General features: G+C 41.7%; 26 protein-coding genes, 1 tRNA gene and 1 pseudogene. 4 read left to right on the forward strand and 24 right to left on the reverse strand.

Translation table 11 applies throughout. The features are described 5' to 3' along the window. Positions 1-255: 255 nt before the first annotated feature. The 3 genes from OMHG_RS01065 to OMHG_RS01075 all read left to right on the forward strand — a co-directional run bounded on the left by OMHG_RS01065 (position 256) and on the right by OMHG_RS01075 (position 1,852). Entirely contained in the window at positions 256-717 is a 462-nt protein-coding gene (locus tag OMHG_RS01065; RefSeq protein WP_010647519.1) for a FixH family protein, read from the forward strand. A 110-nt stretch (positions 718-827) separates the two neighbouring features. Next, positions 828-1,217: a ribonuclease HI family protein gene (locus OMHG_RS01070; protein WP_010647521.1), complete on the forward strand. Its 390-nt coding sequence runs from the start codon at positions 828-830 to the stop codon at positions 1,215-1,217. 80 nt (positions 1,218-1,297) lie between these two features. Beyond that, positions 1,298-1,852 (forward strand): shikimate kinase, encoded by a 555-nt coding sequence (locus tag OMHG_RS01075; RefSeq protein WP_010647523.1) that lies wholly within the window; start codon positions 1,298-1,300, stop codon positions 1,850-1,852. Positions 1,853-1,959: 107 nt separating this feature from the next. Here the strand turns inward: OMHG_RS01075 and OMHG_RS01080 are convergent, their stop codons facing one another. The 3 genes from OMHG_RS01080 to OMHG_RS01090 form a co-directional block, all read right to left on the reverse strand. Continuing rightward, on the reverse strand, positions 1,960-3,138 hold the full coding sequence (locus OMHG_RS01080; protein WP_010647525.1) for an acetyl-CoA C-acetyltransferase: 1,179 nt from the start codon (positions 3,136-3,138) through the stop codon (positions 1,960-1,962). A 26-nt stretch (positions 3,139-3,164) separates the two neighbouring features. After that, positions 3,165-3,941 carry a 3-hydroxybutyrate dehydrogenase gene (locus tag OMHG_RS01085; protein WP_010647527.1) on the reverse strand — a complete coding sequence of 259 codons (777 nt, stop codon included), beginning with the start codon at positions 3,939-3,941 and terminating at the stop codon, positions 3,165-3,167. 148 nt (positions 3,942-4,089) lie between these two features. After that, a tRNA-Arg gene (locus tag OMHG_RS01090) sits at positions 4,090-4,165 on the reverse strand. Positions 4,166-4,413: 248 nt separating this feature from the next. Between OMHG_RS01090 and clpP the strand changes: the two genes are divergently transcribed. Next, positions 4,414-5,004: an ATP-dependent Clp endopeptidase proteolytic subunit ClpP gene (gene clpP / locus OMHG_RS01095; RefSeq protein ID WP_010647529.1), complete on the forward strand. Its 591-nt coding sequence runs from the start codon at positions 4,414-4,416 to the stop codon at positions 5,002-5,004. Between the two features lie 167 nt (positions 5,005-5,171). Here the strand turns inward: clpP and OMHG_RS01100 are convergent, their stop codons facing one another. The 21 genes and pseudogenes from OMHG_RS01100 to bshB2 form a co-directional block, all read right to left on the reverse strand. Beyond that, positions 5,172-5,426 (reverse strand): HPr family phosphocarrier protein, encoded by a 255-nt coding sequence (locus OMHG_RS01100; protein WP_010647531.1) that lies wholly within the window; start codon positions 5,424-5,426, stop codon positions 5,172-5,174. A 160-nt stretch (positions 5,427-5,586) separates the two neighbouring features. Then, positions 5,587-6,536 (reverse strand): annotated as a pseudogene (whiA, locus tag OMHG_RS01105) (DNA-binding protein WhiA). Between the two features lie 128 nt (positions 6,537-6,664). Next, a complete protein-coding gene (locus OMHG_RS01110; RefSeq protein ID WP_010647532.1) occupies positions 6,665-7,627 on the reverse strand; it encodes a gluconeogenesis factor YvcK family protein in 963 nt (320 codons plus the stop codon). A gap of 1 nt (position 7,628) precedes the next feature. Then, a complete protein-coding gene (rapZ, locus tag OMHG_RS01115) occupies positions 7,629-8,510 on the reverse strand; it encodes an RNase adapter RapZ (protein ID WP_010647534.1) in 882 nt (293 codons plus the stop codon). Positions 8,511-8,888: 378 nt separating this feature from the next. Further along, positions 8,889-9,842, reverse strand: a complete 954-nt coding sequence (gene trxB, locus OMHG_RS01120) for a thioredoxin-disulfide reductase (protein WP_010647536.1) — start codon at positions 9,840-9,842, stop codon at positions 8,889-8,891. A 77-nt stretch (positions 9,843-9,919) separates the two neighbouring features. Further along, positions 9,920-10,918, reverse strand: a complete 999-nt coding sequence (locus tag OMHG_RS01125) for a tetratricopeptide repeat protein (RefSeq protein WP_010647538.1) — start codon at positions 10,916-10,918, stop codon at positions 9,920-9,922. Positions 10,919-11,150: 232 nt separating this feature from the next. After that, positions 11,151-12,815: a glycerol-3-phosphate dehydrogenase/oxidase gene (locus OMHG_RS01130; RefSeq protein ID WP_010647541.1), complete on the reverse strand. Its 1,665-nt coding sequence runs from the start codon at positions 12,813-12,815 to the stop codon at positions 11,151-11,153. 203 nt (positions 12,816-13,018) lie between these two features. Then, positions 13,019-13,390 (reverse strand): dihydroxyacetone kinase phosphoryl donor subunit DhaM, encoded by a 372-nt coding sequence (gene dhaM / locus OMHG_RS01135; RefSeq protein WP_010647543.1) that lies wholly within the window; start codon positions 13,388-13,390, stop codon positions 13,019-13,021. Continuing rightward, entirely contained in the window at positions 13,390-14,016 is a 627-nt protein-coding gene (gene dhaL, locus OMHG_RS01140) for a dihydroxyacetone kinase subunit DhaL (RefSeq protein WP_010647544.1), read from the reverse strand. Before dhaL ends, dhaM begins: the two co-directional genes overlap by 1 nt. 16 nt (positions 14,017-14,032) lie before the next feature. Then, positions 14,033-15,028: a dihydroxyacetone kinase subunit DhaK gene (gene dhaK / locus OMHG_RS01145; protein WP_010647546.1), complete on the reverse strand. Its 996-nt coding sequence runs from the start codon at positions 15,026-15,028 to the stop codon at positions 14,033-14,035. Positions 15,029-15,118: 90 nt separating this feature from the next. Next, positions 15,119-16,612, reverse strand: a complete 1,494-nt coding sequence (gene glpK / locus OMHG_RS01150) for a glycerol kinase GlpK (protein WP_010647548.1) — start codon at positions 16,610-16,612, stop codon at positions 15,119-15,121. Between the two features lie 12 nt (positions 16,613-16,624). Then, entirely contained in the window at positions 16,625-17,455 is an 831-nt protein-coding gene (locus OMHG_RS01155) for an MIP/aquaporin family protein (protein WP_010647549.1), read from the reverse strand. Between the two features lie 206 nt (positions 17,456-17,661). Continuing rightward, the gene (locus OMHG_RS01160) at positions 17,662-18,207 is read right to left on the reverse strand and encodes a glycerol-3-phosphate responsive antiterminator (RefSeq protein ID WP_010647550.1); all 546 of its coding nucleotides are present in this window, start codon (positions 18,205-18,207) and stop codon (positions 17,662-17,664) included. A 15-nt stretch (positions 18,208-18,222) separates the two neighbouring features. Beyond that, entirely contained in the window at positions 18,223-18,738 is a 516-nt protein-coding gene (locus OMHG_RS01165; protein ID WP_010647552.1) for an acyltransferase, read from the reverse strand. A gap of 2 nt (positions 18,739-18,740) precedes the next feature. After that, on the reverse strand, positions 18,741-19,376 hold the full coding sequence (gene ppaX / locus OMHG_RS01170; RefSeq protein WP_010647553.1) for a pyrophosphatase PpaX: 636 nt from the start codon (positions 19,374-19,376) through the stop codon (positions 18,741-18,743). Beyond that, on the reverse strand, positions 19,351-20,310 hold the full coding sequence (locus OMHG_RS01175; protein WP_010647555.1) for a nucleoside recognition domain-containing protein: 960 nt from the start codon (positions 20,308-20,310) through the stop codon (positions 19,351-19,353). The genes ppaX and OMHG_RS01175 overlap by 26 nt, the downstream gene beginning before the upstream one ends. A 44-nt stretch (positions 20,311-20,354) precedes the next feature. Next, positions 20,355-21,227: a prolipoprotein diacylglyceryl transferase gene (gene lgt, locus OMHG_RS01180; protein ID WP_010647557.1), complete on the reverse strand. Its 873-nt coding sequence runs from the start codon at positions 21,225-21,227 to the stop codon at positions 20,355-20,357. A gap of 11 nt (positions 21,228-21,238) precedes the next feature. Next, the gene (gene hprK, locus OMHG_RS01185) at positions 21,239-22,186 is read right to left on the reverse strand and encodes an HPr(Ser) kinase/phosphatase (protein ID WP_010647559.1); all 948 of its coding nucleotides are present in this window, start codon (positions 22,184-22,186) and stop codon (positions 21,239-21,241) included. Between the two features lie 145 nt (positions 22,187-22,331). Further along, on the reverse strand, positions 22,332-22,688 hold the full coding sequence (locus OMHG_RS01190) for a phage holin family protein (protein ID WP_010647562.1): 357 nt from the start codon (positions 22,686-22,688) through the stop codon (positions 22,332-22,334). Beyond that, positions 22,688-22,882 (reverse strand): PspC domain-containing protein, encoded by a 195-nt coding sequence (locus tag OMHG_RS01195; RefSeq protein WP_010647564.1) that lies wholly within the window; start codon positions 22,880-22,882, stop codon positions 22,688-22,690. Before OMHG_RS01195 ends, OMHG_RS01190 begins: the two co-directional genes overlap by 1 nt. A 126-nt stretch (positions 22,883-23,008) precedes the next feature. Further along, the gene (bshB2, locus tag OMHG_RS01200; protein WP_010647567.1) at positions 23,009-23,680 is read right to left on the reverse strand and encodes a bacillithiol biosynthesis deacetylase BshB2; all 672 of its coding nucleotides are present in this window, start codon (positions 23,678-23,680) and stop codon (positions 23,009-23,011) included. Between the last annotated feature and the right edge of the window lie 11 nt (positions 23,681-23,691).

Below are 23,691 nucleotides of genomic sequence, written 5' to 3' on the forward strand. Positions count from 1 at the left end.
AAGCTGGTTTTCAAGAATATTTCCATCCTAATCACAACTAAATAATGCGATAAAGCAGCTTTTTGGACTGTTTGTTCCTTTACCACAGGAATTTACTCCCCTCTTAGAAGCCGGCATATACCTGATGTATGACAGATTACGAAACTGGGGCCGACTCCCACAAAATTCACGTAACGTTCATTAACCTTAATAAACTAAAATGATATACTTGGTTTATATATTGCAAATTTCTAATACCAAGATGGAGGATCAATAATGCGAAGAAAATTTTGGATACTATTATGTATAACAATAGCAATCTTTGCTCTCGCTGCATGCGGAGATAAGGAAGCATCTACTGATGATGACAATGTCGAGGAGGAATTACCTGCACTCGATGTTCAATTTGATGTCCCGGAAACAGCAGACCTAAATGAAACCATTGAACTAAAGGCTACCGTAACCTATGACGATGAAATGGTTGCGGATGCCGATGAGGTCACTTTTGAAGTATGGGAGCAGGATCATGAAGATGACAGTACCATGATCGAATCAGAAAATAATGGGGATGGGACCTATACTGCAAAGACTAGCTTCGATAAAGACGGTATATACGAAATGTTCGCCCACACCACCGCAAGGGATCAGCATACCATGCCGATGAAAACCGTCATTGCCGGCGATGCCTCCGCCGAGGAAAGCAGCACAGAGAATGCAAGTGATGGACACCATCACTAAACTGTAAAAAGGTAATCCCATCAAATGGGGTTACCTTTTTTGACATATTCATTTATAATGATTGAAATATCAAGCAGAACCAATCGCGAACGGCAGGAGTGGTACAATCGATGATTATTGTCTATACAGACGGGGCATCCAGCGGCAATCCAGGGCCGAGCGGTGCAGGCATATATATAAAACAGGAAAATAGCACTTCTGAATTTTCCATTCCACTTGGCGTGTTATCCAATCATGAGGCGGAATTCCAAGCCATTATTAAAGCGCTCGAGATTTGCAAAGATTCTTTCCCGGATGAAATACTATCTTTTCGTTCCGATTCAAAGGTTGCGGTAGATGTTATCGAAAACGACTATACCAAAAATAAGGTCTTCCTTCCTTTACTTGAAAAAATCAGAAGAGAATCGGAAGGATTTCCTTACTTTTTTATTAAGTGGATACCTGAAAAGCAAAATCACCAGGCCGATATGCTGGCCAAGAAGGCAATCAGGAACCAATGAATCAACCGTGTCAGCGAGTGCAAAGAAACTATATTTAGCATATACTTATGTACAGAATAGAACTTACTAGGGGGATACGCATGAACGATGTTTCACTTCGGGAGCAAAGTATCGTGCTGATTGGCTTTATGGGTGTTGGCAAAACGACAATCGGCAGGGAAGTTGCCAAAAAACTATACAGGGATTTTATCGATATAGATGAAGAAATCGAAAAGAAATTCAATATGCCCACTTCAGAAATTTTTAATACATATGGAGAAAAGACTTTTCGGAAGGCTGAAAAGCAAATCATTATTGATTCATGCAGGCAAAGGTTGAAGATCATTTCAGTCGGCGGGGGCGCATTTATGCAAGAGGAGATTCGTGAAGTCTGTCTATCGGAATGCATTATCTTTTTCCTTGATCTGTCCTGGGATTCCTGGAAGGAACGAATTAGTTTGCTGATTGACAGCAGACCGGTCCTGCAAGGGAAAAATATCGAACAGATGAAAAAGCTTTTTTTTGACAGGCAGCCCATTTATGAAGGGCATCATTCAAAAGTAATAATAGATGATCTCCCGGCAGAAGAAGCAGCAGATTATATAGTTGATTCACTAAAGACGGCATGGGATATACATGAGCCAAACGGCAAATGAAAGACAGGGGAAGGATGATGAACAGCCTTCCCCTGTCTTTATTTAGTCCTTTTTTCTTTGATTTTGGTCGATACTTGAAAAACACAATTGAAGTCCTATCTATCAGGCTATAGGGCTTCGACTATCATTGCAATTCCCTGTCCCCCGCCGATGCAAAGAGATGCAACTCCATATCTCCCATTTCTTCTTTTCAATTCCTTCATAACACTATACAGTACTCTTGTCCCGCTAGCTCCAATCGGGTGTCCAAGGGCTATCGCACCTCCATTGACATTCACCTTTTCGCGGTCGAGCTTCAATTCTATTTCTACAGCCAAATACTGAGAAGCAAAGGCTTCATTAACCTCAAGCAGATCAATTTCTGTTAAGGACAGGCCTGCTTTTTCCAGAGCCTTCTTTATTGCCGGAACCGGACCGATCCCCATATAGGCGGGATCGACTCCAGCAACCGCATAGGAGATGATTCTTGCTGCTGGCTTTAAATTGTTTTTCTTAACATATTGCTCCCCTGCAACAATAACTGCTCCTGCCCCATCATTAATTCCGCTCGCATTGCCGCCTGTTACAGATCCGCCTTCTTTAAAAGAAGCTTTCAGTTTAGATAGCTTCTCTACGGTAGTCTCTTCCCGGATATGTTCATCCGTATCCACTACTGTTACGCCTTTTCTAGTCTTTACTTCAACGGGTACAATCTCATCTTCAAACTTACCGGCCTTCCTTGCAGCAGCTGCACGCTGATGACTGAGAAAGGCATATTCATCTTGTTCTTCCCGTGAGATGGAATACTTTTCTGCCAGGTTTTCTGCAGTGTTTCCCATTCCCGAACCAATATATTCATCCGTCAGGGCTGCCCATAGCATATCATCAACCTGTGGAGTCCTTAGTTTTGTGCCAAATCTGCTGCCACGTAATGCATATGGTGATTGGCTCATATTTTCCACACCGCCTGCCAATGCAACCTGTCCCTCTCCAAGCATAATGGACTGTGCTGCTGACACAACCGATTGCAGCCCGGATCCGCATAGACGATTGACCGTAAGCGCAGGACTTGATAAAGGTATTCCTGCTTTTATGGCGATATGCCTTGCCAGATATGGAGCATTCTTTCCCGAATGGATTACATTTCCCAGTACCGAAAAATCAATATCACGCGCTTCAATGCCACTGCGGCGAATTGCTTCTTTTGATGCTGTAATACCAAGCTCTGTAGGGTCCACATCCTTCAGGCTTCCTCCGAAAGTTCCAAAGGGTGTGCGAGCACCTTCCAAAATATAGATTGTTTCCATTATAATCATCCTTTTCAGTCATTATCTTATTGTGCAGTATATCCTCCATCCAGAACAACAGCCTGACCTGTAACACCCTTTGCTTTATCACTTGCAAGGAACATCGCGTAATCCGCTATTTCCTGAACATCCAACAGTCTCTTTTGCGGTACCAGTGGATAGAGGACTTCTTCAAGTACACTTTCCAACGGAACATTGCGATTCTTGGCCAGATCTTCGAATTGTCCGCGTACTAAAGGGGTATCCACATAGCCGGGACAGATAGCATTCACCGTAATTCCATCTGCCGCCCCTTCCAATGCTGCCACCTTCGTTAAACCAATTACACCGTGCTTGGCGCTGTTATATGCAGCCTTTCCGGAAAAACCAATCAAACCATTAATTGATGCCATATTGATCACACGTCCGAAGCCTTGTTTCTTCATAATTGGAAATACATGTTTCGTAGCCATAAAAGGAGCGACAAGCATTACTTTCAGCATAAATTCATATTTCTCCGTTGGGAAATCCTCGAGTGAAGCTACATGCTGTAATCCTGCATTATTGATCAACACATCCAATCTGCCAAAAGCTTCAACTGTATAATCCAAAGCATGCTTCAGCTCTTCCTCCTGTGTTACATCGCATTTAAGGGCAACGCACTCAAAGCCTTCCCCGCGCAGTTTCTCTGCACTGGCTTTTACCTTCGCTTCATTGATATCGGACAATACGACTTTTCCGCCTCCCCTGGCGAAAGCAACTCCCAGCTCATAACCAATCCCACTGGCCGCTCCAGTAATGAATACCACTTTCTTATCTATCATGAAGCTCTCCTCCCAGCAAAAGATTCTTTTTTTGTATGTATAAAATAAATATTTCGCCCACCCATCTGCTATGCAATGAACAGACTGTAATCCTTAGCGAAAAAGGCAAGAGAAATAGTGCATTCTCTTGCCTTCCTTTTCCGTTTAACGCGCCCGGAGGGATTCGAACCCCCGCAAAACCTGGTACCGGAAACCAGTGCTCTATCCGACTGAGCTACGGGCGCATATATGAATAAAAATTTGACACATTGACTATTATAACTCCCTTTTCTTATAGAAACAAGTCTTTTTTATCTGTGCATCATCCAAACGTTTATAAAGGGAAAAAAAGGGAATCATGGAAAAGTATATTTTTTTATAGAAAGACGATCCTTTTCGTTTGACCTTTATTGACCTTTAGGCTATTATGAAAATATATCCAAAATAAAAGACTTTAACGTTATTATCAGACGTTACTAAGGGAGGATTTTAAATGAATTTAGTACCTACAGTTATTGAACAAACCAACCGTGGAGAACGCGCCTATGATATTTACTCACGTTTACTTAAAGACCGTATCATTTTATTGGGAAGCGGAATCGATGATAATGTATCGAACTCTATCGTAGCGCAATTATTGTTCCTTGAAGCGGAAGATCCAGAAAAAGATATTTCCTTATACATCAATTCTCCAGGTGGATCAATTACAGCCGGTATGGCAATTTACGATACAATGAATTTCATTAAACCAGATGTATCAACCATTTGCATCGGTATGGCTGCATCAATGGGTGCCTTCCTTCTTACCGCAGGGCAAAAAGGAAAACGTTATGCATTGCCAAACAGTGAAATCATGATACACCAGCCTTTGGGTGGAACACAGGGTCAGGCAACCGATATCGAAATCCATGCAAGACGCATCATTGAAATCAAGAAAAGAATGAATGAAATCATGGCAGAAAAAACTGGTCAGCCACTGGAAGTTATTGAGCGTGATACTGAGCGTGATAACTTTATGACTGCACAAGCATCTGTTGAGTACGGCTTGATCGATCAAATTCTCGAGCGCAAAGAAGATAAATAAATCGTATAGACTCAATCCAAAATCGCCTATCCGTTTATTGTGGCTTACCAGCTTACAATAATAACGGATCGGGCGATTTTTTTAGTTCGACAACTTACACCTTGAATGCACTAAAAAAGGCTGCCAAAAAGTTGCTGGAAACCTTAAAGAGCAGCCTTTCCGTTTATTTACGGCTTCGCGACAAGCGAAACCAGATGATCTAACGCTAACTGCTCATCCGCACCTTCTGCAGTCAGTTTGATCAGCTCACCCTTTGTAATTGCCAGGCTCATCAATCCCATAATACTTTTTGCATTTACCTTTTTTCCATCTTTTTCAAGAAAAAGATGTGCAGAATATCGATTAGCCTCCTGAACAAACTGTGCTGCCGGTCTTGCCTGTAAACCCGTCTCCAATTCCACTTTTATTGACTTCTCAACCAACTCACTCATCCTCCCCCAAATAGAAAACGCTATCAATTCAATATACGACAGAATCTGCATATAACAACAGAACTGTCTATTTTTTTATTAAACGCTAATCCTTTGAATTATCAGTATTATACCATGAATTGTAAAGTAAAAGTAGTAGCAAATCAACTTATTAACTGTTTGGCACCGTTTCTCCACGTCTGATTTTATCTGCAAAATCATCAATTTTCTTCAAACGGTGGTTGACGCCAGACTTGGAGATTTTGCCGCTCGTCATTAATTCACCCAGCTCCTTCAAGGAAACATCCTCATGCTGAACCCGCAGCTTAGCAATTTCCTGCAGCTTATCCGGAAGCTGGTCGATACCTACTGTTTCCTCGATAAACTTGATGTTCTCAATTTGCCGGAATGCAGCACCGATTGTTTTATTTAAGTTTGCCGTTTCACAATTTACTAGACGGTTAACTGAGTTGCGCATATCTCTTACTATCCGAACATCCTCAAATTTAAACAAGGCATTATGGGCTCCGATAATACTTAAAAACTCAGTGATTTTCTCTGCCTCTTTAATGTAGACAATATAACCGTTTTTCCGTTCCAGCGTACGGGCACGCAAATCAAACGAATTGAGCAGCTCACACAGTGCATCGTTATGCTCCTGAAAGAAATTGGAGATTTCCAGATGATAGGATGACGTTTCCGGATTATTGATGGAGCCGCCCGCAAGAAAAGCTCCACGTAGATAGGCCCTTTTACAGCAAGGCTTATCCAGATATTTTTTTGAAATTGTTCGAACTACCGTAAATTGGTCCTGAATGATATCCAGGTCTTCAAGAAACTGCTGGACACCCTCTTTCATCCGAACAATATAAACATTATTTTTCTTTAATTTCATTTTTTACGGACAAGCAATTCAACAGGCAATGAATAGCTCGATTTAATTAATGTGTATATCCTTCTGGCAATCGCAGCATTTTCTGTCTGTACATCAAGAGAATACCGCTGCCTGGATAATGAAATTGCTCCATTCATGCGACTCAATGCAGCTAGTTCAGCAAGTCTGCAGCACTCATCAACTTCTATTGTTGTCAATTCCTTTTTTATTTCAGAAGCAAAGGACATATCAGGTTTCCCCCTTTACCATTTCTACAAGAGAATGTTCCAAAAGTCAGAGCCAAAAATATAGCCTTCGTAATTCCTAAGTACCTATTTTCTTTTAAGCTCTTCTTTGACCATCTTCTTAAGATAATCTATTTTTTGTCCATTAATGAATATAATAGGCTGGCAATTTTATTGTTATCATGACGCAAAGTAGGTTGTAAATGATTAATAATATCGCCTTCTATAATTTCCAGATCCATTTCCAGCAGTCGTTCCTTATCATATTTTACCGGTTCAGCCTTCTCTTCCGCATAAACGGCCCGAATGGTCTGATCGATCATTTCATTATGCACAATAATGGAATCGAGACAATCTTCACCAATATGATCACAGATTGCCTGTACATGATCGGATGCAGTAAAGCCGGTTGTTTCGCCCGATTGCGTCATCACATTGCAGACATAGACAACCTTTGCCTTTGTATCCCTAAGCGCCTCTTTCACCTGTGGAATGATGAGGTTTGGCATGATGCTGGTATAGAGGCTGCCTGGTGAAATAACTACCAGATCTGCTGCTTCTATGGCTCTGACTGCATGCGGCAGCGGCTTAACCGGCTGCGGCCTCAAAAAGACGCGCTTTATTTTCTTATTGGAAAGCGGAATGTTTGATTCTCCGGAGACAATCGTTCCATCTTCCATTTCCGCATGGAGAGACATATTCTCGTTTGAAATAGGGAAAATTTTTCCTTTAACGTTTAAAACGCGTGAAATTTCCTTAATTCCTGTATTGAAATTACCGGTAACAGATGTCATTGCAGCAAGCAGCAGATTACCCATTGCATGGCCCGACAATCCATTCCCTTCCGAAAAGCGGTGCTGAAATAATTCAAGCAGCATCGGTTCAGCATCAGATAATGCGGCAATCACGTTCCGTATATCTCCTGGTGCAGGAATCGCCATCTCACTCCTGATTCTCCCCGTGCTTCCTCCGTCATCAGCTACGGTAACAAGCGCCGTCAATTCGATCGGCAGATTTTTAAGTCCCCGCAGCAGTACAGGCATGCCTGTGCCACCGCCAATAACAACTATTCGCGGTCTTTTTTTCTTTCCCATATTAATGACCCTTTCTCTTGTCGATATCCCGGTGGCTCACATGCGTGATATAGTTGGAGCTAAGCTCCTTTGCAAAGTTCTCAGCTATTGCCACGGAACGGTGCTGCCCTCCTGTACATCCAATTGCCACTACAAGCTGGGATTTTCCCTCTTTTTTATATTGCGGAAGCATGAATTTCAGCAGATCAAGCACCTTTTCATTAAACTTATGTGTATCCGTCCATTTAAATACATACGATGCGACATCCTGATTTAAACCGGTCAGCGGCTGAAGGTTGGCAACATAATGGGGATTAGGGAGAAAGCGTACATCGAATACCAAGTCCGCATCGATAGGCAAGCCGTATTTAAAACCAAAGGAAAGAAAGTGGACGGAGAAAATCTCCTGTTTCTTTTCCGAATAGATTTTCAATATTTTTTCCCTCAATTCACGCGGCTTCAAAGAGGTTGTATCGATGATTCGCTGGGCACGTCCCCTTAGTTCATCAAGTATTTCCCTCTCCTGGGTAATCCCATTTAAAGGAAGCCCGCCGATTGAAAGCGGATGGGAGCGTCTTGTCTCCTTATATCTTGTTACCAGCGCTTCATTTTTAGCATCAAGAAACAGAATATGTTCCTCCAGCCATTCCACGGAACCAAGAACATCCAATGCCTCAAAAAGCGAGTCAAAAAATTCACGTCCCCGCAGGTCCATGACGAGTGCCACTTTACGGATATTATTTGCAGAATCCTTCATCAGATCCATAAATTTCGGTAATAATGCCGGGGGCAGGTTATCTACGCAATAGTATCCCAGATCCTCAAAACTTTGGACAGCAACTGTTTTGCCGGCACCAGACATGCCTGTTATAATAACCAATTTTGTTTCCTGCTCATTACTCATAATTGTATTCTCCCCTTCTAAAACCGTTACGAAGCATCTAAGACTCTGTTGCAAATGCTTATTGCTTATATTCAATAGGTATGCAGACAAGTGCTTTGCATACACTATTATAGTTACTTTTTCTCAATGATATTACCTTATATTATACTATGAACGAATCGCTTCCAACAAGGGAATGCGATAAAAAGTATGACTTCGACAAAAACGGACAAGCTTCCAGTCAAAAAAAAGACACAGGTGCAAGCACCTGTGCAATAAACTAATCTATCTATTAAAAGGGGGTCAATTAGTTATTTATAGTGTACCCCAAATATGTTTCGAACGTATTACAGCACGATTAAAAAGCAGTTACTAAAGGTAAATTTTATTACACATTATTTATTTATTTGCTGCTTTCATCTCTTCCGCCAGGTCTTCCACATATTTTATCGCTGCCTCTGCAGCAATACTTCCGTCACCTGTAGCTGTCACAATTTGTCGAAGTGCTTTCTCACGTATATCACCAGCTGCAAAAATTCCTGGAATACTTGTTTCCATTTGCTCGTTTGTCGGGATATATCCTTCTTCATTGGTGATACCTAGTGATTTAAATGGTTCGCTGAGCGGAACCATTCCAATATAAACGAAGACACCATCAGCGTCGAAATCATATTCTTCGCCTGTTTTATTATTTTTCAGGCTGACACTGCTAACTTTTCCTTCAGGTCCATTGATTTTATTTATTACAGTGTCCCAGATAAAATCAATTTTCTCATTATCAAATGCACGCTGCTGAATAATTTTTTGAGCGCGCAGCTGATCGCGACGGTGAACAATCGTTACTTTATCGGCGAAACGGGTTAAGTAAATACCCTCTTCAACCGCAGAGTCCCCGCCACCGATAACAACCAGGTTTTTCTGTTTGAAAAACGCTCCATCACATACCGCACAATAGGAAACACCACGGCCACCGAGTTCTTCCTCACCCTCGATGCCAAGTTTTTTATACTGCGCACCTGTTGTGATGATCAAGGATCTCGTATTAAATTCTTTACTGCCCGCAATTATCGTCTTATAATCGCCATGATCAATAACCTCTTTAATATCGCCATAGGCATACTCTGCACCAAACTTCTTGGCATGCTCAAACATCTTGTTCGATAAATCCGGTCCCAGGATACTATCAAATCCGGGATAGTTTTCAACATCTTCTGTATTAGCCATCTGTCCACCTGGAATGCCGCGTTCCAGCATGAGTGTATCTAAATTTGCACGGGAAGCATAAACGGCAGCAGTCATACCCGCTGGTCCTGCTCCTGCAATAATTACATCATACATACGTTCTTCGGACATTTAAATCGCCCCTTCAATTCTTATAGTTTGACCATTTCAAGTTTATAAAATCATTATTCGGCCGTCTATTTATTTGCTCACACGATATCCCATGGGCCTTCCTCTTTGGAAAGCTTTGGATGCTTTCTGCAGCCTTCTTCCCAAAGAGCCAAAGCTTTGCTTGGATCCCCATTTTGATATGCCGCTGCACTATACCATTTAAAGTAGGATAGGTGGCTCATTACTTTTTCTTTTGGCAGCATCCGAAAACGCGGATATGCTTCCTGGTATAGCCCTGTTCTTGCCAATGTTACCGCTATGCGCAGCTTTTGCTGGACATGGATTGGATATATATTTAGTAATGCCTGAATATGCTTTTCATATTCCTGTTCCATACCTATTTCATAATAATACAATGATAAATTAATATGGCTGTATAGAGAATTCGGATTTTCCGCTAATATATCCAGCTCCATATCAATTGCTTCCTGTTTACGGCCGGTAAAAAACAATGCTTGTGTATAATCATGTTTAGCCATCATATACTCGGGAAAGATAAGCATCATCTCTTCAATTATGGGTATTGCTTTTTCCCATTCCATATTTTCAATATGATAAAAGGCTGTTTCCTGATAGATTAATAATTCGTCCTCATCCTCCAGATTCCAGTCTTCATCATCTTCTTCCTCATCGATGTCAATCAATTCAAGCAGGCTTTTTGCCTCTTCCGTAAAATCTCCATCAGGCTCTTTTTCAAGATATGAATTTGCATATTTTTTGGCATCATTAAGTAAACCAAGATGCGCATAATTATTTGCTATCAAATAGTAGCAGTCAATATAATCACTCGATTGCAATACACTTGTCAGAAGCTGGTTGGCAGCGTGATATGCTCCAATTTCCGTATAGATAATCGACATCTGACATTTATATAAAGGTTCTTCCGGCTTCATTTCTGTAGCCTTTTTCATCCATTTTATTGCTATATCAAACTTTCTTTTTTGAAAAGCTTCTACACCTTTAGTAAAATAAAAATCACCTTCAGGAATAAAAGGGATAATGTTATCTATTTTGTCTTCCTTATCTTTTGCGTGCATGGATATCCCCCTAAATTCGCAACATACGTCAAAATTATACCATATATTCATAGCTATTAATATAGGCGTTATAAAGCAAGGGCCAATCTTCATTGTTAATGAAATGTGCACAGCACTGGTCTTATCAGAAACAAAAAAGCCAACCGCTATGTCAGCTGCTCCGAAAATTATCGCGAAACGCTTCATCTTCGGCTGCTGCACATAGGATTGGCTTATTTATTTGAAATGAAACCTATTTTCCAGGTGTTACCGCTTCATGAAGCAGCTGCTTCAATTCCGCTGCATAGCTTTCTTTTTGCGCTGCTTTCCAGCCGAATGTTTTCGCCAGATAATTGATGACATTTTCCTGATGTTTTTCGACCCAATGGATGTTGAAAAATAATGCCCCTGTTCTTCTGACAAAAAAGTCAACAGGTTTATATGCCAATTCGTATTCAATAGCATAATTTAACTGAGCGAAAACAACTGGATCAATGTTCTCTGTATTGGCTTCTTCTTTTTTATTTTGGAAGATCTCATACAGATCATCGACATTTGAACCATATTTGCTTACCAGCTGGGCTGCATCTGTCTCTTTTAATCCAAGTCCGATTCCCTTTTCAATCTTTTGCTTCTTAAATTTCTCGAATCCTTCTGAACCGCCGACATCCCCACCAGAAATAGGCAGATGCTTTGTGTTACTTTTCGTATAAAGGATTCCTTTTTCTTCTTTTAGCTGTTTAACAATGGTGTCCACTGCCTGCTCAGCCATTTTGCGGTATCCAGTAAGCTTTCCGCCTGCCATGGATATCAATCCGGAATCGGATATGAAGATCTCATCTTTGCGTGAGATTTCGCTCGGACTGGATGCATTCTCTTCCGCAATCAATGGCCGCAATCCTGCCCAGCTTGATTCAATATCATCGGCAGAAATATTCAGGGAAGGGAACATATAATCAATTGCTTTTAATAAATAATCTCTGTCCGCTTCCTTCATCACCGGATGAGCAATGTCACCTTCATAAGTTGTATCGGTAGTTCCTACGTATGTCTTGCCATCACGCGGGATTGCAAAAATCATCCGTCCATCTGGTGTATCAAAGTAAATCGCCTGCTGCAGAGGAAATGCATCATTTGAGAATACTAAGTGAACACCTTTCGTCAAATGCAGCGATTTCCCATTTTTGGATCCATCCAATTCCCGTACTTCATCAACCCATGGACCACCTGCATTTATAATTTTGTCTGCATATATCTTATGGGATTCTCCACTGATTTGATCTTCTACCACAACACCAATTGCCTTATTGGTATTATCATAGATAAACTCAACAGCCTTTGCGTAGTTTACAGCATGTACACCCTGCTCTACGGCCTTTTTCATTACTTCAATTGTCAAGCGGGCATCATCTGTCTTATATTCGACATAGTAGCCGCCGCCTCTTAAATCTTTGCTTTTGATCAGCGGTTCTCTCTTCAATACTTCCTCTGGTTTAAACATGATTCGGCGTTCGCTTTTCTTCACCCCGGCAAGAAAATCATATACACGAAGACCGATATTGGAGGTCAATGGTCCCAATGTGCTGCCTTTATGAAATGGGAGCAGCATCCACTCAGGTGTGGTAACATGTGGACCATTCTCATACACAATCGCCCTTTCTTTACCAACTTCTGCTACCATTTTAACTTCAAACTGCTGTAAATAGCGAAGTCCACCATGGACAAGCTTCGTTGAACGGCTGGAGGTACCTGCAGCGAAATCCTGCATTTCAATTAATCCGGTCTTCATTCCTCTTCTTACAGCATCGAGTGAAATCCCAGCACCTGTAATTCCTCCACCAATCACCAAAACATCCAGTGAATTATTTTCCAATTGGTTAAAAATATCGGCTCTTTTGTAGCTCGAAAATTCTGTCATTGTCTACACTCCCTAAAATATCTATAGTCTATTCCTATCTATACCCTTTTTCATGGTAATCATGTGAAAAATGAAAAAACCGCAAACATACTAATACATTTATGCATCAGTAGCTTACGGTTTCTCCATTTCTCCGTCCAACCATATTAACTTACCTAAATTATAGCACAGCATATCAGTCGTGTACAGCGCTAATAATTCCGCTAAAATGATTTTTCCACAGCAGCACAAACTTCCTCCAGACCTTTATTCATGCCTGACTCTACTGCAGCAACATAAGCACCTTCGACTATTGGCGCTTCTATTAATCTGACATTCTGTGACTCGACCATTTCAATTGCAATTTCTGCATTCATCTTGGCACTGCCAATATCGTAAAATATAACGACACCTTTTCCCTGATCTGCGTTCTGAATGGCCGCTAGAATTTTATCAATGCTTGTACCTATCTCATTCTCTTCCGTACCACCTGCCAGTTGAATCGGGACGTCTGTTATAACCTGTCGAATCAAATCTTTGAGTCCTTCAACGATTTTAGGGCTATGGGAAATCAAGACAATACCGACATACTCCATTATTGTTCAGCCTCCTTCAAAACCTCTGCCAATGCATCAAACACATAGAATGATGACACGGATCCAGGATCGATATGGCCAATCGATTTTTCTTTGAAATATGCAGCCCTTCCCTTCGTAGCCATCATACCCTTTGTTTGTTCCATAGCTTTTTTGGCCGTTTCGGACAATCGATCCGTTTCAAAGCTGCCTTCACCTTGTTTCAGGTATGCCACAACAGATGACCAGACATCCACCATCGTCTTTTCGCCAGTTGTGGCCTTGCCGCGTCCCATCACTCCTTGCAGCCCTTCCTCAAGCCCGTTGGTCAACGCATCATAATCAACAGGTTCCTTACCTTTTACCGCCATAGAAAACTTTAAAAATGCCGTTCCGAACAATGGTCCGGAAGCTCCTCCAACTTTGGATATCAATGTCATTGCTGCATCTTTCATTACATCTGATACGGTCTCATAATCCTGTCCTGTCAATTTATTTACTGTTTCCTGAAAACCGCGGGCCATATTAATGCCATGATCACTATCTCCGATGGCCTGATCGAGTTCGGTCAGGTATTCTTTGTTTGCTTGGATTTTTTCATTGATTTTTTCAAACCATTGGACACTTTGCTCTGTTTGTATCTTCATTATGATTCTTCCTTTCTTATGAATGGAATGCAGGTGCCTCTGATTCAGCATCAAGCAATGATTTCAGTTGATCATCCAATTTCAATAATGTTAAAGAACATCCCGCCATTTCCAATGCAGTCATATACTCGCCAATGAATGTTTTGTAAATGCGGATTCCTTTTTCCGTCAACAGTTTATTTACTTTACTATTAACGATATATAGTTCCATTTCCGGTGTGGAGCCTAATCCATTGACCATTACAGCTACCTCGTCGTTCTGGGAAAGATCCATATCGCTAAGTATCTTATCTGTCAGCTCTTTAGCAATCTCATCAGCAGTGGAAATTGGCTTTCGTTCTATTCCCGCCTCCCCATGTATACCAATTCCGATCTCCATTTCATTCTCGTCCAGTTGAAAACTTGGCTTGCCGGCTGCAGGTACGGTGCAGGGCATCAGTGCCATCCCCATGGAACGAACGTTAGCAACCGTTTTTTCAGCGACATTTTTAACTTCTTCAAGCGAAGCTCCTTGTTCCGCCTTTGCCCCGGCAATCTTATGGACAAAGACAGTGCCCGCAATCCCTCTTCTCCCAGTTGTAAATGAACTGTCCTCTACCGCTACATCATCATTAACTATTACCTTGTCTACCTGAATACCATCCAGCTCTGCTAATTCAGCCGCCATGTCGAAGTTCAAGACATCTCCAGTATAGTTTTTGATAATCAGGAATACTCCTTTGCCGCCGTCTACTGCTTTAATGGCTTCGTAAATCTGATCAGGTGTCGGTGATGTAAATACCTCGCCCGCGACTGCCGCATCAAGCATCCCTTTCCCAACATACCCTGCATGGGCAGGTTCGTGCCCACTGCCGCCACCGCTGACAAGTCCGACTTTGCCAGCAACAGGGGCATCCTTTCTGGTAATTGCTGTTGTTCCAGTTAATGGTTTAATTTTTTCGGGATGGGCCGCAATCATTCCGCTAATCATATCCTGAACGACTTGATTTGGATCATTGATAATTTTCTTCATCTCATTCATCCTCCTGCTAATTAACTTTTACCCGATAATTCCCAAAAGAGATCAAATTTTAATAGAAATTTGATCTCTTTTTGTCACCCATTATTTAAACGTTCTAGTAGCTGCAACTGCTTTTTTCCATCCTCCGTATAGTTCCTCGCACTTTTCTTCATCCATTTTATTTTCAAAGGTATGATCATTCAGCCATTGTTTCGCAATTTCAGTTTTGTCTGCCCAGTAGCCAACAGCCAACCCTGCCAGATATGCTGCACCTAAAGCAGTTGTCTCTTGTACAACAGGCCGTTCAACCGGCACTCCAAGAATATCGCTTTGGAATTGCATCAGGAAGTCATTTTTCACTGCCCCGCCATCTACACGCAATGTTTTCAAGTCAATATCTGAATCTGCTATCATTGCATCGAGCACATCTTTTGTTTGATATGCAAGCGATTCCAATGTAGCGCGAATGAAATGTTCTTTTGTTGTTCCTCTTGTCAGTCCGAACATAGCACCTCTTGCATCGCTATCCCAATACGGTGTACCTAATCCGACAAAGGCTGGTACCATATAAACGCCATCTGTGGAGTCCACCTTTGCTGCAAACGCTTCACTTTCCGGTGCTGTTTCAATAAGCTTAAGTCCATCCCGCAGCCATTGGATTGCCGATCCAGCAACGAATATACTTCCTTCCAGTGCATACTCCACTTTCCCATCAACACCCCATGCCAATGTTGTCAGCAATCCATGTTCTGACTTAACTGCTTTGTCTCCGGTGTTCATCAGCATGAAACAACCAGTGCCATATGTGTTCTTCGCCATTCCTTTTTCAAAACACGCTTGGCCGAACAATGCCGCCTGCTGATCTCCTGCAATACCGGCAATAGGTATCTCATGTCCATAGAAATGATACCCAACTGTTGTCGCATAGACCTCAGAAGATTGTCGTACTTCCGGAAGCATACTCTTCGGAACGGTTAGAATATCCAATAATTCCTCATCCCACTTCAAGTCATAGATATTAAACATCAACGTTCTTGAAGCATTGGAATAATCAGTGATATGTGTCTTTCCGCCTGATAGCTTATAAACCAGCCAGCTGTCGATAGTACCGAATAACAGATTACCAGCTTCCGCTTCTTCTCTGGCACCATCCACATTATCAAGAATCCACTTCACTTTTGTTCCGGAAAAATACGGATCGATCAGCAATCCTGTTTTCTCTCTGAATAAGTCTTCATGGCCTTGCCCTTTCAACTCCTTGCAAATCCCTTCTGTTTGGCGGGATTGCCAGACAATTGCTTTGTATATCGGTTTACCGGTATTTTTGTCCCACACGACTGCTGTTTCCCGTTGATTCGTAATCCCGATTCCTTCAATCTGACTCGGATCTACGTCTGCTTTACGCAGCACATCCGCAATACATGCCAGAACAGATGTCCATATTTCGTTCGCATCATGTTCAACCCAGCCTGGTTTTGGGAAAAATTGTTCAAATTCCTTCTGTCCAGTTTCGACGATCTCACCTGCATGATTAAACAATATTGCTCTCGAACTTGTAGTCCCCTGATCCAATGATAAGATAAATTTTTCAGTCATCGTTAATTCCCCCTAAACTATTTTTTGACTAATCTGATCTGCAGGCGTCTCACCCTTTTTTAACTCTACATTCACCGCCCCAATGATTAATACCACAACGACAGCACTTAATATCCAAAACAATGCACTAAAGTTTCCTAGGAAAATAGCTTGATAGAATACTGCGCCATATAGACCGCCAATAACGGGGCCTACAATAGGAATCCATGCATAGCTCCAATCCGAACCGCCCTTACCCGGTATTGGAAGAAGTGCATGTGCAATTCTCGGTCCCAGATCACGAGCAGGATTGATTGCATAACCAGTTGCTCCTCCGAGGGACATTCCTATCGCAATAATTAGCGCACCCACTATTAAAGGGTTTAAACCATCCGTAAAATCATTTGCACCAATGAACATGAGACCCATCACCAATATAAACGTACCGATAATTTCACTGATTAAATTAGAAAAAGGACTTCTTACCGCCGGATCTGTTGCAAATACTCCCAGTTTTGCTCCTTGATCTTCTGTTTCTCTCCAATGCGGCAGATAATTAAGAAACACAATTACGCCGCCAATAATGGCACCAATAACCTGTGCACTGATATACATTGGAACCTTCGCCCAAGGGAATTCGCCAACAGCTGCAAATCCTAATGTTACAGCAGGATTAATATGTGCACCTGTAAAGCTGCCTACTGCGTAAACACCCATCGTAACCGCAAGCCCCCAGCCAATCGTAATAACTACCCAGCCGGATCCTTCCGCTTTTGATTTTTTCAGGACCACGCCACCGACAACACCACCCCCAAAGACAATTAGAATCATTGTACCAATAAGTTCGGCTAAAAATTCAGACATTGATAAAAACCTCCTTCAATATTTGCTTTAGTATTTGCGATACAGAAAAAGACCCACACCTCAATAAACATACTCTCTCATAAGTACGATTGAAATGCAGGTCTCCATATCTCCACCACAAATTAACTTGTTCATTTATCATAACTCTCATTGAAAGCGTTGTCAATAAGTTTTCAATAAATTCCCTAAAGTAATTGTCTGTTTTTTTAATTCAGCCATAACTCTCTATTCGAGGTGGATACTGCGATGGCGCCTGCCTCAATTGCTGCGCTTACATCCTCCTGTTGCCGAATCAGGCCGCCAGCGATTATCGGTATATTCGTTTGCTCATACACCTGCTGGATGATTGCCGGCATGAGACCAGGCAACAATTCAATACAATCGGGTTTAACCTTCTCAATCAATTTCAGATTATGATCCAGAGCAATACTATCCAGCAGAAAGACTCGCTGAATGGCTAGCAGGTTTTGCTTCTTTGCCAAATTAATAACGTTTCCCCTCGTAGAAAGTATCCCATCCGGCTTTACTTCGCGTATCAAAAATTCCATGCCGAACTCATCTGCCTTTAGTCCCTGAATCAAATCAAAATGGACGAGCACTTTCTTATTTGCTCTTCTCATATACTCCACAAGACTCTTAAGCTGAACAAGCCTTGATTCAAGAATGACAATAAATTCATGAGGGGTTTCCAATGCTTTGTCAAAATCCTTCATTTTTCTTATTGCGGGCAAAACACCTGACGGTAAATCCATTCCTATACACCTCCCCTAGAAATCATCACTATTCCGTTCTCCCATTTCTTCTTTCGTGTAGATCAGCCGCATTGGATTGCCTCCAACGAATGCACCTGAAGGAACATCCTTATGGACCAGTGTCCCAGCTGAAACAATGGCCCCATCTCCAATTTCAATACCGGGAAGGATGGTCGTATTTGCTCCAACCATCACTTCATCACCTATGATGACGTCACCGATCCGGTATTCCTTTATTAAGTATTCATGGGCGAGAATTGTTGTATTATAGCCAATGACACAATTGTTACCCACTTTGATTTTTTCCGGAAACATAATATCCGGCATAACCATTAAGGCAAAGGATGTTTCATGGCCTACCTTCATATGGAGAAAATTCCTGTAGAGCCCGTTTTTCATTGCCAGAAAGGGGGTATACCTGGCAATCTGAATAACGATGAAATTCTTGACTACTTTCCAAAACGGAACTGTCTGATAGATCTGCCATAGTGAATTGGACCTGTCCACCTTGTAACGCTGGGTACGTCGCATCATTACACCCCTGCAATTCTCAATAGGTCTGTCATTTCGTCGAGCATATAGGTTGGATGGTGATTCAATAGTCTCTCTTTCCCTTTCAAGGACCATGCTACTCCTGCAGTCAGGACACCGGCGTTCTTGCCGGATTCGATATCATGATGATTATCTCCAACCATCAATGTGGTGCTGGCATCTCCATTCAATTCTTCCATAGCCTTTAACACTGGTTCTGCATGCGGTTTGGGATGTGTAACATCATCGATGGTAACGATTGTATCGAAAAAACGGTCCAATCCAGTCAGGGCAAGCCCCATGTTGACAGTCGGTCTCATTTTGGTCGTGACAATACCCAGACTAATACCGTGCTGCTGCAGCTGTTCAATCGTTTCCAGAACCTTGGGGAATGCAATGACATAATGATCATGCTCGGCCATATTATGCTTCCTGTAAGTAGCAATCATCTCTTCTGCTTTTTCCGGATTTATCTTTTGAAAAGTATCAATCAATGGCGGTCCATTGAATTCGAGGATTTCCTCTGGAGTAAATGTTAATTTATAGTGTTCAAATGTATGTCTGAAGGAGGCATTGATCAACTCATTTGTATCGATCAATGTTCCATCCAGATCAAAGAGTATGGTACGAATGTTCATGTAATAATTCCTTTCTTCGCTTACTTTCTGCCCGGTTCCAGAAAAATGAAATCACCATGGTCAGAAGGATTGCCGTTGTCAAACGGATTACGAGCAATGGCCAAACTGGTATGCCCAGCGGAATGAACACGAGCGTATCCTCGACAAGCGCATGGCATGATACTAAAAAGATCAGTGCCAGGTACATGTCTTTTTTCGATACATTGTCCTCTTCTACCGCTTGTATCATCATGCCAGCCCCATATGCAAGGCCGATAGTCAGTCCAGCAACCATCGTCATAGAAGTATTTTTATCCATACCGAGCAATTTGATGAATGGAGCAAGTTTATTGGAAATGGCAGTCATCCAGCCAAGTTCCCGCATAAATTGCATGATTACCATGAGCGGTATGACGATTAAGGCCAACTGGAAAATGGCAAGCAAAGCTGTCTGTATGCCATGCAATGCTATTTGATTCCAGCCGTTCAATACCAATTCGGATGATGACACGAATCCATATTGGGCATGCTCAGCGCCGCCATGCCATACTAGGTTAATAATCACAGCAGCTGCCAGGGCCAGGGTAACCCTGACACCGATAATCACCCACCATTTGACCCCCACCTTAGTAGCCACTGCAGATTCCACCAGCAAATTATGCGAAAACGAAAGCATGATGGCCATTATAAATACCTCTTTAACAGTAAATTCAAAGGAAATGATCGCTGCAATCCCCGCGTATAAATTTAGTGTATTACCAAGCACTAATGGAACCGCAGCTTCCCCGGATAATCCAATCAGACCCATTACAGGTGTCAACAATTCAATAATCCATGGCAATACAGGTGTAAACTGTAAAATCGTCACAATCAATGTAATTGGAAAAATTACTTTTCCTAAGGTCCATGTTGTTTTTAAGCCCTGCTGTATACCTCGGTTTAAAATTCCTGACATCTTTCTAACTCTCCTTCACATGCATCCGAATCGAATTCCATTTATTACTTATTCTTTTTGCCTTTTTTCTTTTTCGTATTGATTTTTTTCTTTTCAGAAATCGGGACATCATTATATCTTACGGTTATTGTTTTACGGCGATAGATGATTAGAATAATGGAAATGACAATCAGGATGATAGAAATCAACTGTGCTGTCCGTATTTCTCCAATCACATATAGGCTGTCTGTACGCATTCCTTCAATAAAGTATCTTCCAATGGAGTAAAATATAGCATAGCTTAGGAATATTTCCCCACGCAATGGATTGTATTTCCTCATTAAAATCAGTGCAATGAACACTAAGATATTCCAGAAGGATTCATAAAGAAATGTAGGGTGGTACATGATGCCATCGATGGTCATCTGGTTCATGATAAAGTCCGGCAAATATTGATGAAAGCTTTCATATGTAGTTTGGGTAATTGGTCCTCCGTGTGCTTCCTGATTCATGAAATTTCCCCAACGGCCAATTGCCTGTCCAAGAATCAAACTTGGTGCTATGATATCCGCCAACTGCCAGAAGGCAATATCTCTTACCCTTGAAAATACGATTGCTGTTAGAACGCCACCGAGAATCGCTCCATGGATGGCGATTCCACCTTCCCAGATGGCAAACACATCCCACCATCTTCCACCGGCATATCGTTCCCATTCGAAAATAACATAATAGATGCGTGCACAGATAATGGCAATTGGAACAGCAAATACAATGAAATCAATCAGTATATCTTTCTCCAGACCAAGCCGATCTGCTTCTTTTGTTGCCAGGTAAACACCTAAAATGGCGCCAAACGCAATAATAAGTCCATACCAATAGATGGTTAAGGGTCCTAATTCCAGGAATACCCTGTCCAATGGTGCAGCACTATAGATCAACATAATCCCTCCTATTCTTCTAATTCATCCGGATATTTGTCATGTTCAATCATGGTCGTCAAGCGCTCGGAGAATTCCTCCGCTGCATTAACCCCCATTCGTTTCAATCGGTAATTCATGGCAGCCACCTCGATAATGACAGCAAGGTTTCGTCCAGGGCGGACAGGGATTGTTGCCTTTGGCAAATAGATATCCATTACCTTCATCGTATCTTCATCAAGTCCAAGACGGTCATACTGTTTCTTCTGATCCCAGTTTTCCAGATTGATGACCATGGAAATCCTTTTTTTACTTCGAACAGAGCCGGCACCGAACAATGTCATCACATTGATAATTCCCAATCCGCGAATTTCCAGCAGATGTTCAATTAGTGGTGGAGAGTTTCCAATAAGGCTATCATAATCTTCCTGTCGAATTTCCACACTATCATCCGCAACCAAGCGATGACCGCGTTTGACCAGTTCTAGGGCTGTCTCACTTTTACCAACTCCGCTTTGACCGATAATTAAGACGCCGACCCCATAAATATCTACGAGGACACCGTGGATGGCTGTAAACGGTGCAAATTTCGCTTCGAGATAATTGGTCAATCTGCTGATGACCCTCGTTGTTTTCCTCGGTGAGTGTAAAATCGGTACACCGGATTTATTCGATTCTTCAATCAGAATCTCTGGAACGTCCATTCCTCTGGATACGACAATTCCAGGAGTTATATCCGTACAGAGATTTCGTGCCCGATCCCTTTGCTGTTCAGCATTTAACTCAAGGAAATATGCCATTTCAGTTTTACCGATCAGTTGTAAACGCTCTTTTGGATAATATTTGAAATAACCAGTCATTTCAATGCCGGGACGGGAGATATCACTTGTGATAATTTCTCTGTTAATCCCATCCTGCCCGGAAACTAAAGTCAAATTAAAATTTTCCAGCAGGTCTTTCGTTCGGACAATTACTGCCATAATAAATGCTCCTCCTATCATTGGACACGCTAACTGATATACATTTTAGCATATGCAAAAGGAAAAACGTAGGTATGAGCCCCGCGTTTTTCCTTTTAGATATGTGTATGATTGGGTTTTCCAGACATTTTCCCGTATACATTTTTTATTTTAACGAATCCTTTATTAAACTGTTCAGCAGCATATTTATAACCGAAATCAAGATTGCAGCCAGGATTGCCATGCCAAAACCATCAATGGCAAACGCCGGACCGAATAGTGACTGGGTCATCATTAATGTAATTGCATTTATAACAATTAGGAATAGGCCGAGTGTCATAATGGTAATTGGCAAGGTCAACAAGATCAAGAATGGCTTAACCAGCACATTTAAGATTCCCAAAATAATGCTGGCCAGCAAGGCTGTGCCAAACCCCTCGATATAAAAGGATTCAAATAGCTGTGCAACGGCAATCAATGCTATCGCATTCAGAAATAATGTTATCATCCATCTTGCAAGCATCAGTAAATCTCCTCTTCCTTAGGGATGATCACTGCTGCAGCCAAATAGACAAGAACAACCGTCATAAAACTTGGAATCAGCAAGATTATAAAAATCAGCCGAAGCAGTGATGCATCTATCTTAAAATAATCTCCAAGACCTCCGAGTACACCAGCAGCCAGTCTATTTGAATTTGAACGATATAACTGTTTCACTGTATCATCTCCTTGTTGTAAAATAGTTCCACAAATTCTTTAACTCTATAAACATATATACGAAGAGCCCCTGCAAAAAGTTTCCTTAAAACAAAAACCCCTGCAGTATTTCTGCAGAGGCACTGGTTAATCATCGAAATTCCATGTGTAAAATTCCTCGGTACTGAATCTATTTTTAATATCCTCCTGGACTTCCGTTTCCAGTTTGTCGACATGCTTAAATTGGGAAAGCACACCTGAAGCCTGTGAATCATGACAGAAGATAGCCTCCATCTTTTTATCATAATAGTCACTAGTATCGTTTTTGATATCCGGTTTTCCAAGTACTTCATAATGATCGTTTGTAATTGCCTGTGCCCAGACGACTGGACGCTTTTCCGGTTCCATCAGGCGAACAGCTTCAATTGCGGCTGCTCCTAGCGCATTATGATCGGGATGTACTGCATGCTCTGGATAATGTGTTATGACAAGACTTGGTTCGAGTTCTTCCAATAATTCCTTTAAATGGGCTGCAACTTCTGACCTTTCCTCAAATTCCAAAGTTTTATCACGGTAACCAAGCATCTTAAGATCCATATCAAGAACCTTGCAGGCATTGATTAATTCGGATTTTCTTATTTCAGGTAATATTTCCCGATTGGCAAACGTTGGATTTCCCATATTTCTTCCCATTTCTCCCAAAGTTCCACAAAAATATGTAACGGGGATACCCTGTTCGCGGAATTTGGAAATCGATCCTGCTGCCCCAAATGACTCATCATCTGGGTGTGGATATATAACTACAACGTGCTTTTCCATTTCATTCACCT

Origin of the sequence: Oceanobacillus massiliensis str. N'diop (assembly GCF_000285495.1) — a bacterium.
In the GTDB taxonomy this organism is placed as follows: domain Bacteria; phylum Bacillota; class Bacilli; order Bacillales; family Amphibacillaceae; genus Oceanobacillus; species Oceanobacillus massiliensis.

Coding starts and splice junctions, on each gene's coding strand:
- OMHG_RS01065 (WP_010647519.1), top strand. CDS start 256: ATGCGAAGAAAATTTTGGATACTATTATGTATAACAATAGCAATCTTT.
- OMHG_RS01070 (WP_010647521.1), top strand. CDS start 828: ATGATTATTGTCTATACAGACGGGGCATCCAGCGGCAATCCAGGGCCG.
- OMHG_RS01075 (WP_010647523.1), top strand. CDS start 1,298: ATGAACGATGTTTCACTTCGGGAGCAAAGTATCGTGCTGATTGGCTTT.
- OMHG_RS01080 (WP_010647525.1), bottom strand. CDS start 3,138: ATGGAAACAATCTATATTTTGGAAGGTGCTCGCACACCCTTTGGAACT.
- OMHG_RS01085 (WP_010647527.1), bottom strand. CDS start 3,941: ATGATAGATAAGAAAGTGGTATTCATTACTGGAGCGGCCAGTGGGATT.
- clpP (WP_010647529.1), top strand. CDS start 4,414: ATGAATTTAGTACCTACAGTTATTGAACAAACCAACCGTGGAGAACGC.
- OMHG_RS01110 (WP_010647532.1), bottom strand. CDS start 7,627: ATGGGAAAGAAAAAAAGACCGCGAATAGTTGTTATTGGCGGTGGCACA.
- rapZ (WP_010647534.1), bottom strand. CDS start 8,510: ATGAGTAATGAGCAGGAAACAAAATTGGTTATTATAACAGGCATGTCT.
- trxB (WP_010647536.1), bottom strand. CDS start 9,842: ATGTCCGAAGAACGTATGTATGATGTAATTATTGCAGGAGCAGGACCA.
- OMHG_RS01125 (WP_010647538.1), bottom strand. CDS start 10,918: ATGCACGCAAAAGATAAGGAAGACAAAATAGATAACATTATCCCTTTT.
- OMHG_RS01130 (WP_010647541.1), bottom strand. CDS start 12,815: ATGACAGAATTTTCGAGCTACAAAAGAGCCGATATTTTTAACCAATTG.
- dhaM (WP_010647543.1), bottom strand. CDS start 13,390: ATGGAGTATGTCGGTATTGTCTTGATTTCCCATAGCCCTAAAATCGTT.
- dhaL (WP_010647544.1), bottom strand. CDS start 14,016: ATGAAGATACAAACAGAGCAAAGTGTCCAATGGTTTGAAAAAATCAAT.
- dhaK (WP_010647546.1), bottom strand. CDS start 15,028: ATGAAGAAAATTATCAATGATCCAAATCAAGTCGTTCAGGATATGATT.
- glpK (WP_010647548.1), bottom strand. CDS start 16,612: ATGACTGAAAAATTTATCTTATCATTGGATCAGGGGACTACAAGTTCG.
- OMHG_RS01155 (WP_010647549.1), bottom strand. CDS start 17,455: ATGTCTGAATTTTTAGCCGAACTTATTGGTACAATGATTCTAATTGTC.
- OMHG_RS01160 (WP_010647550.1), bottom strand. CDS start 18,207: ATGGATTTACCGTCAGGTGTTTTGCCCGCAATAAGAAAAATGAAGGAT.
- OMHG_RS01165 (WP_010647552.1), bottom strand. CDS start 18,738: ATGCGACGTACCCAGCGTTACAAGGTGGACAGGTCCAATTCACTATGG.
- ppaX (WP_010647553.1), bottom strand. CDS start 19,376: ATGAACATTCGTACCATACTCTTTGATCTGGATGGAACATTGATCGAT.
- OMHG_RS01175 (WP_010647555.1), bottom strand. CDS start 20,310: ATGTCAGGAATTTTAAACCGAGGTATACAGCAGGGCTTAAAAACAACA.
- hprK (WP_010647559.1), bottom strand. CDS start 22,186: ATGGCAGTAATTGTCCGAACGAAAGACCTGCTGGAAAATTTTAATTTG.
- OMHG_RS01190 (WP_010647562.1), bottom strand. CDS start 22,688: ATGCTTGCAAGATGGATGATAACATTATTTCTGAATGCGATAGCATTG.
- bshB2 (WP_010647567.1), bottom strand. CDS start 23,680: ATGGAAAAGCACGTTGTAGTTATATATCCACACCCAGATGATGAGTCA.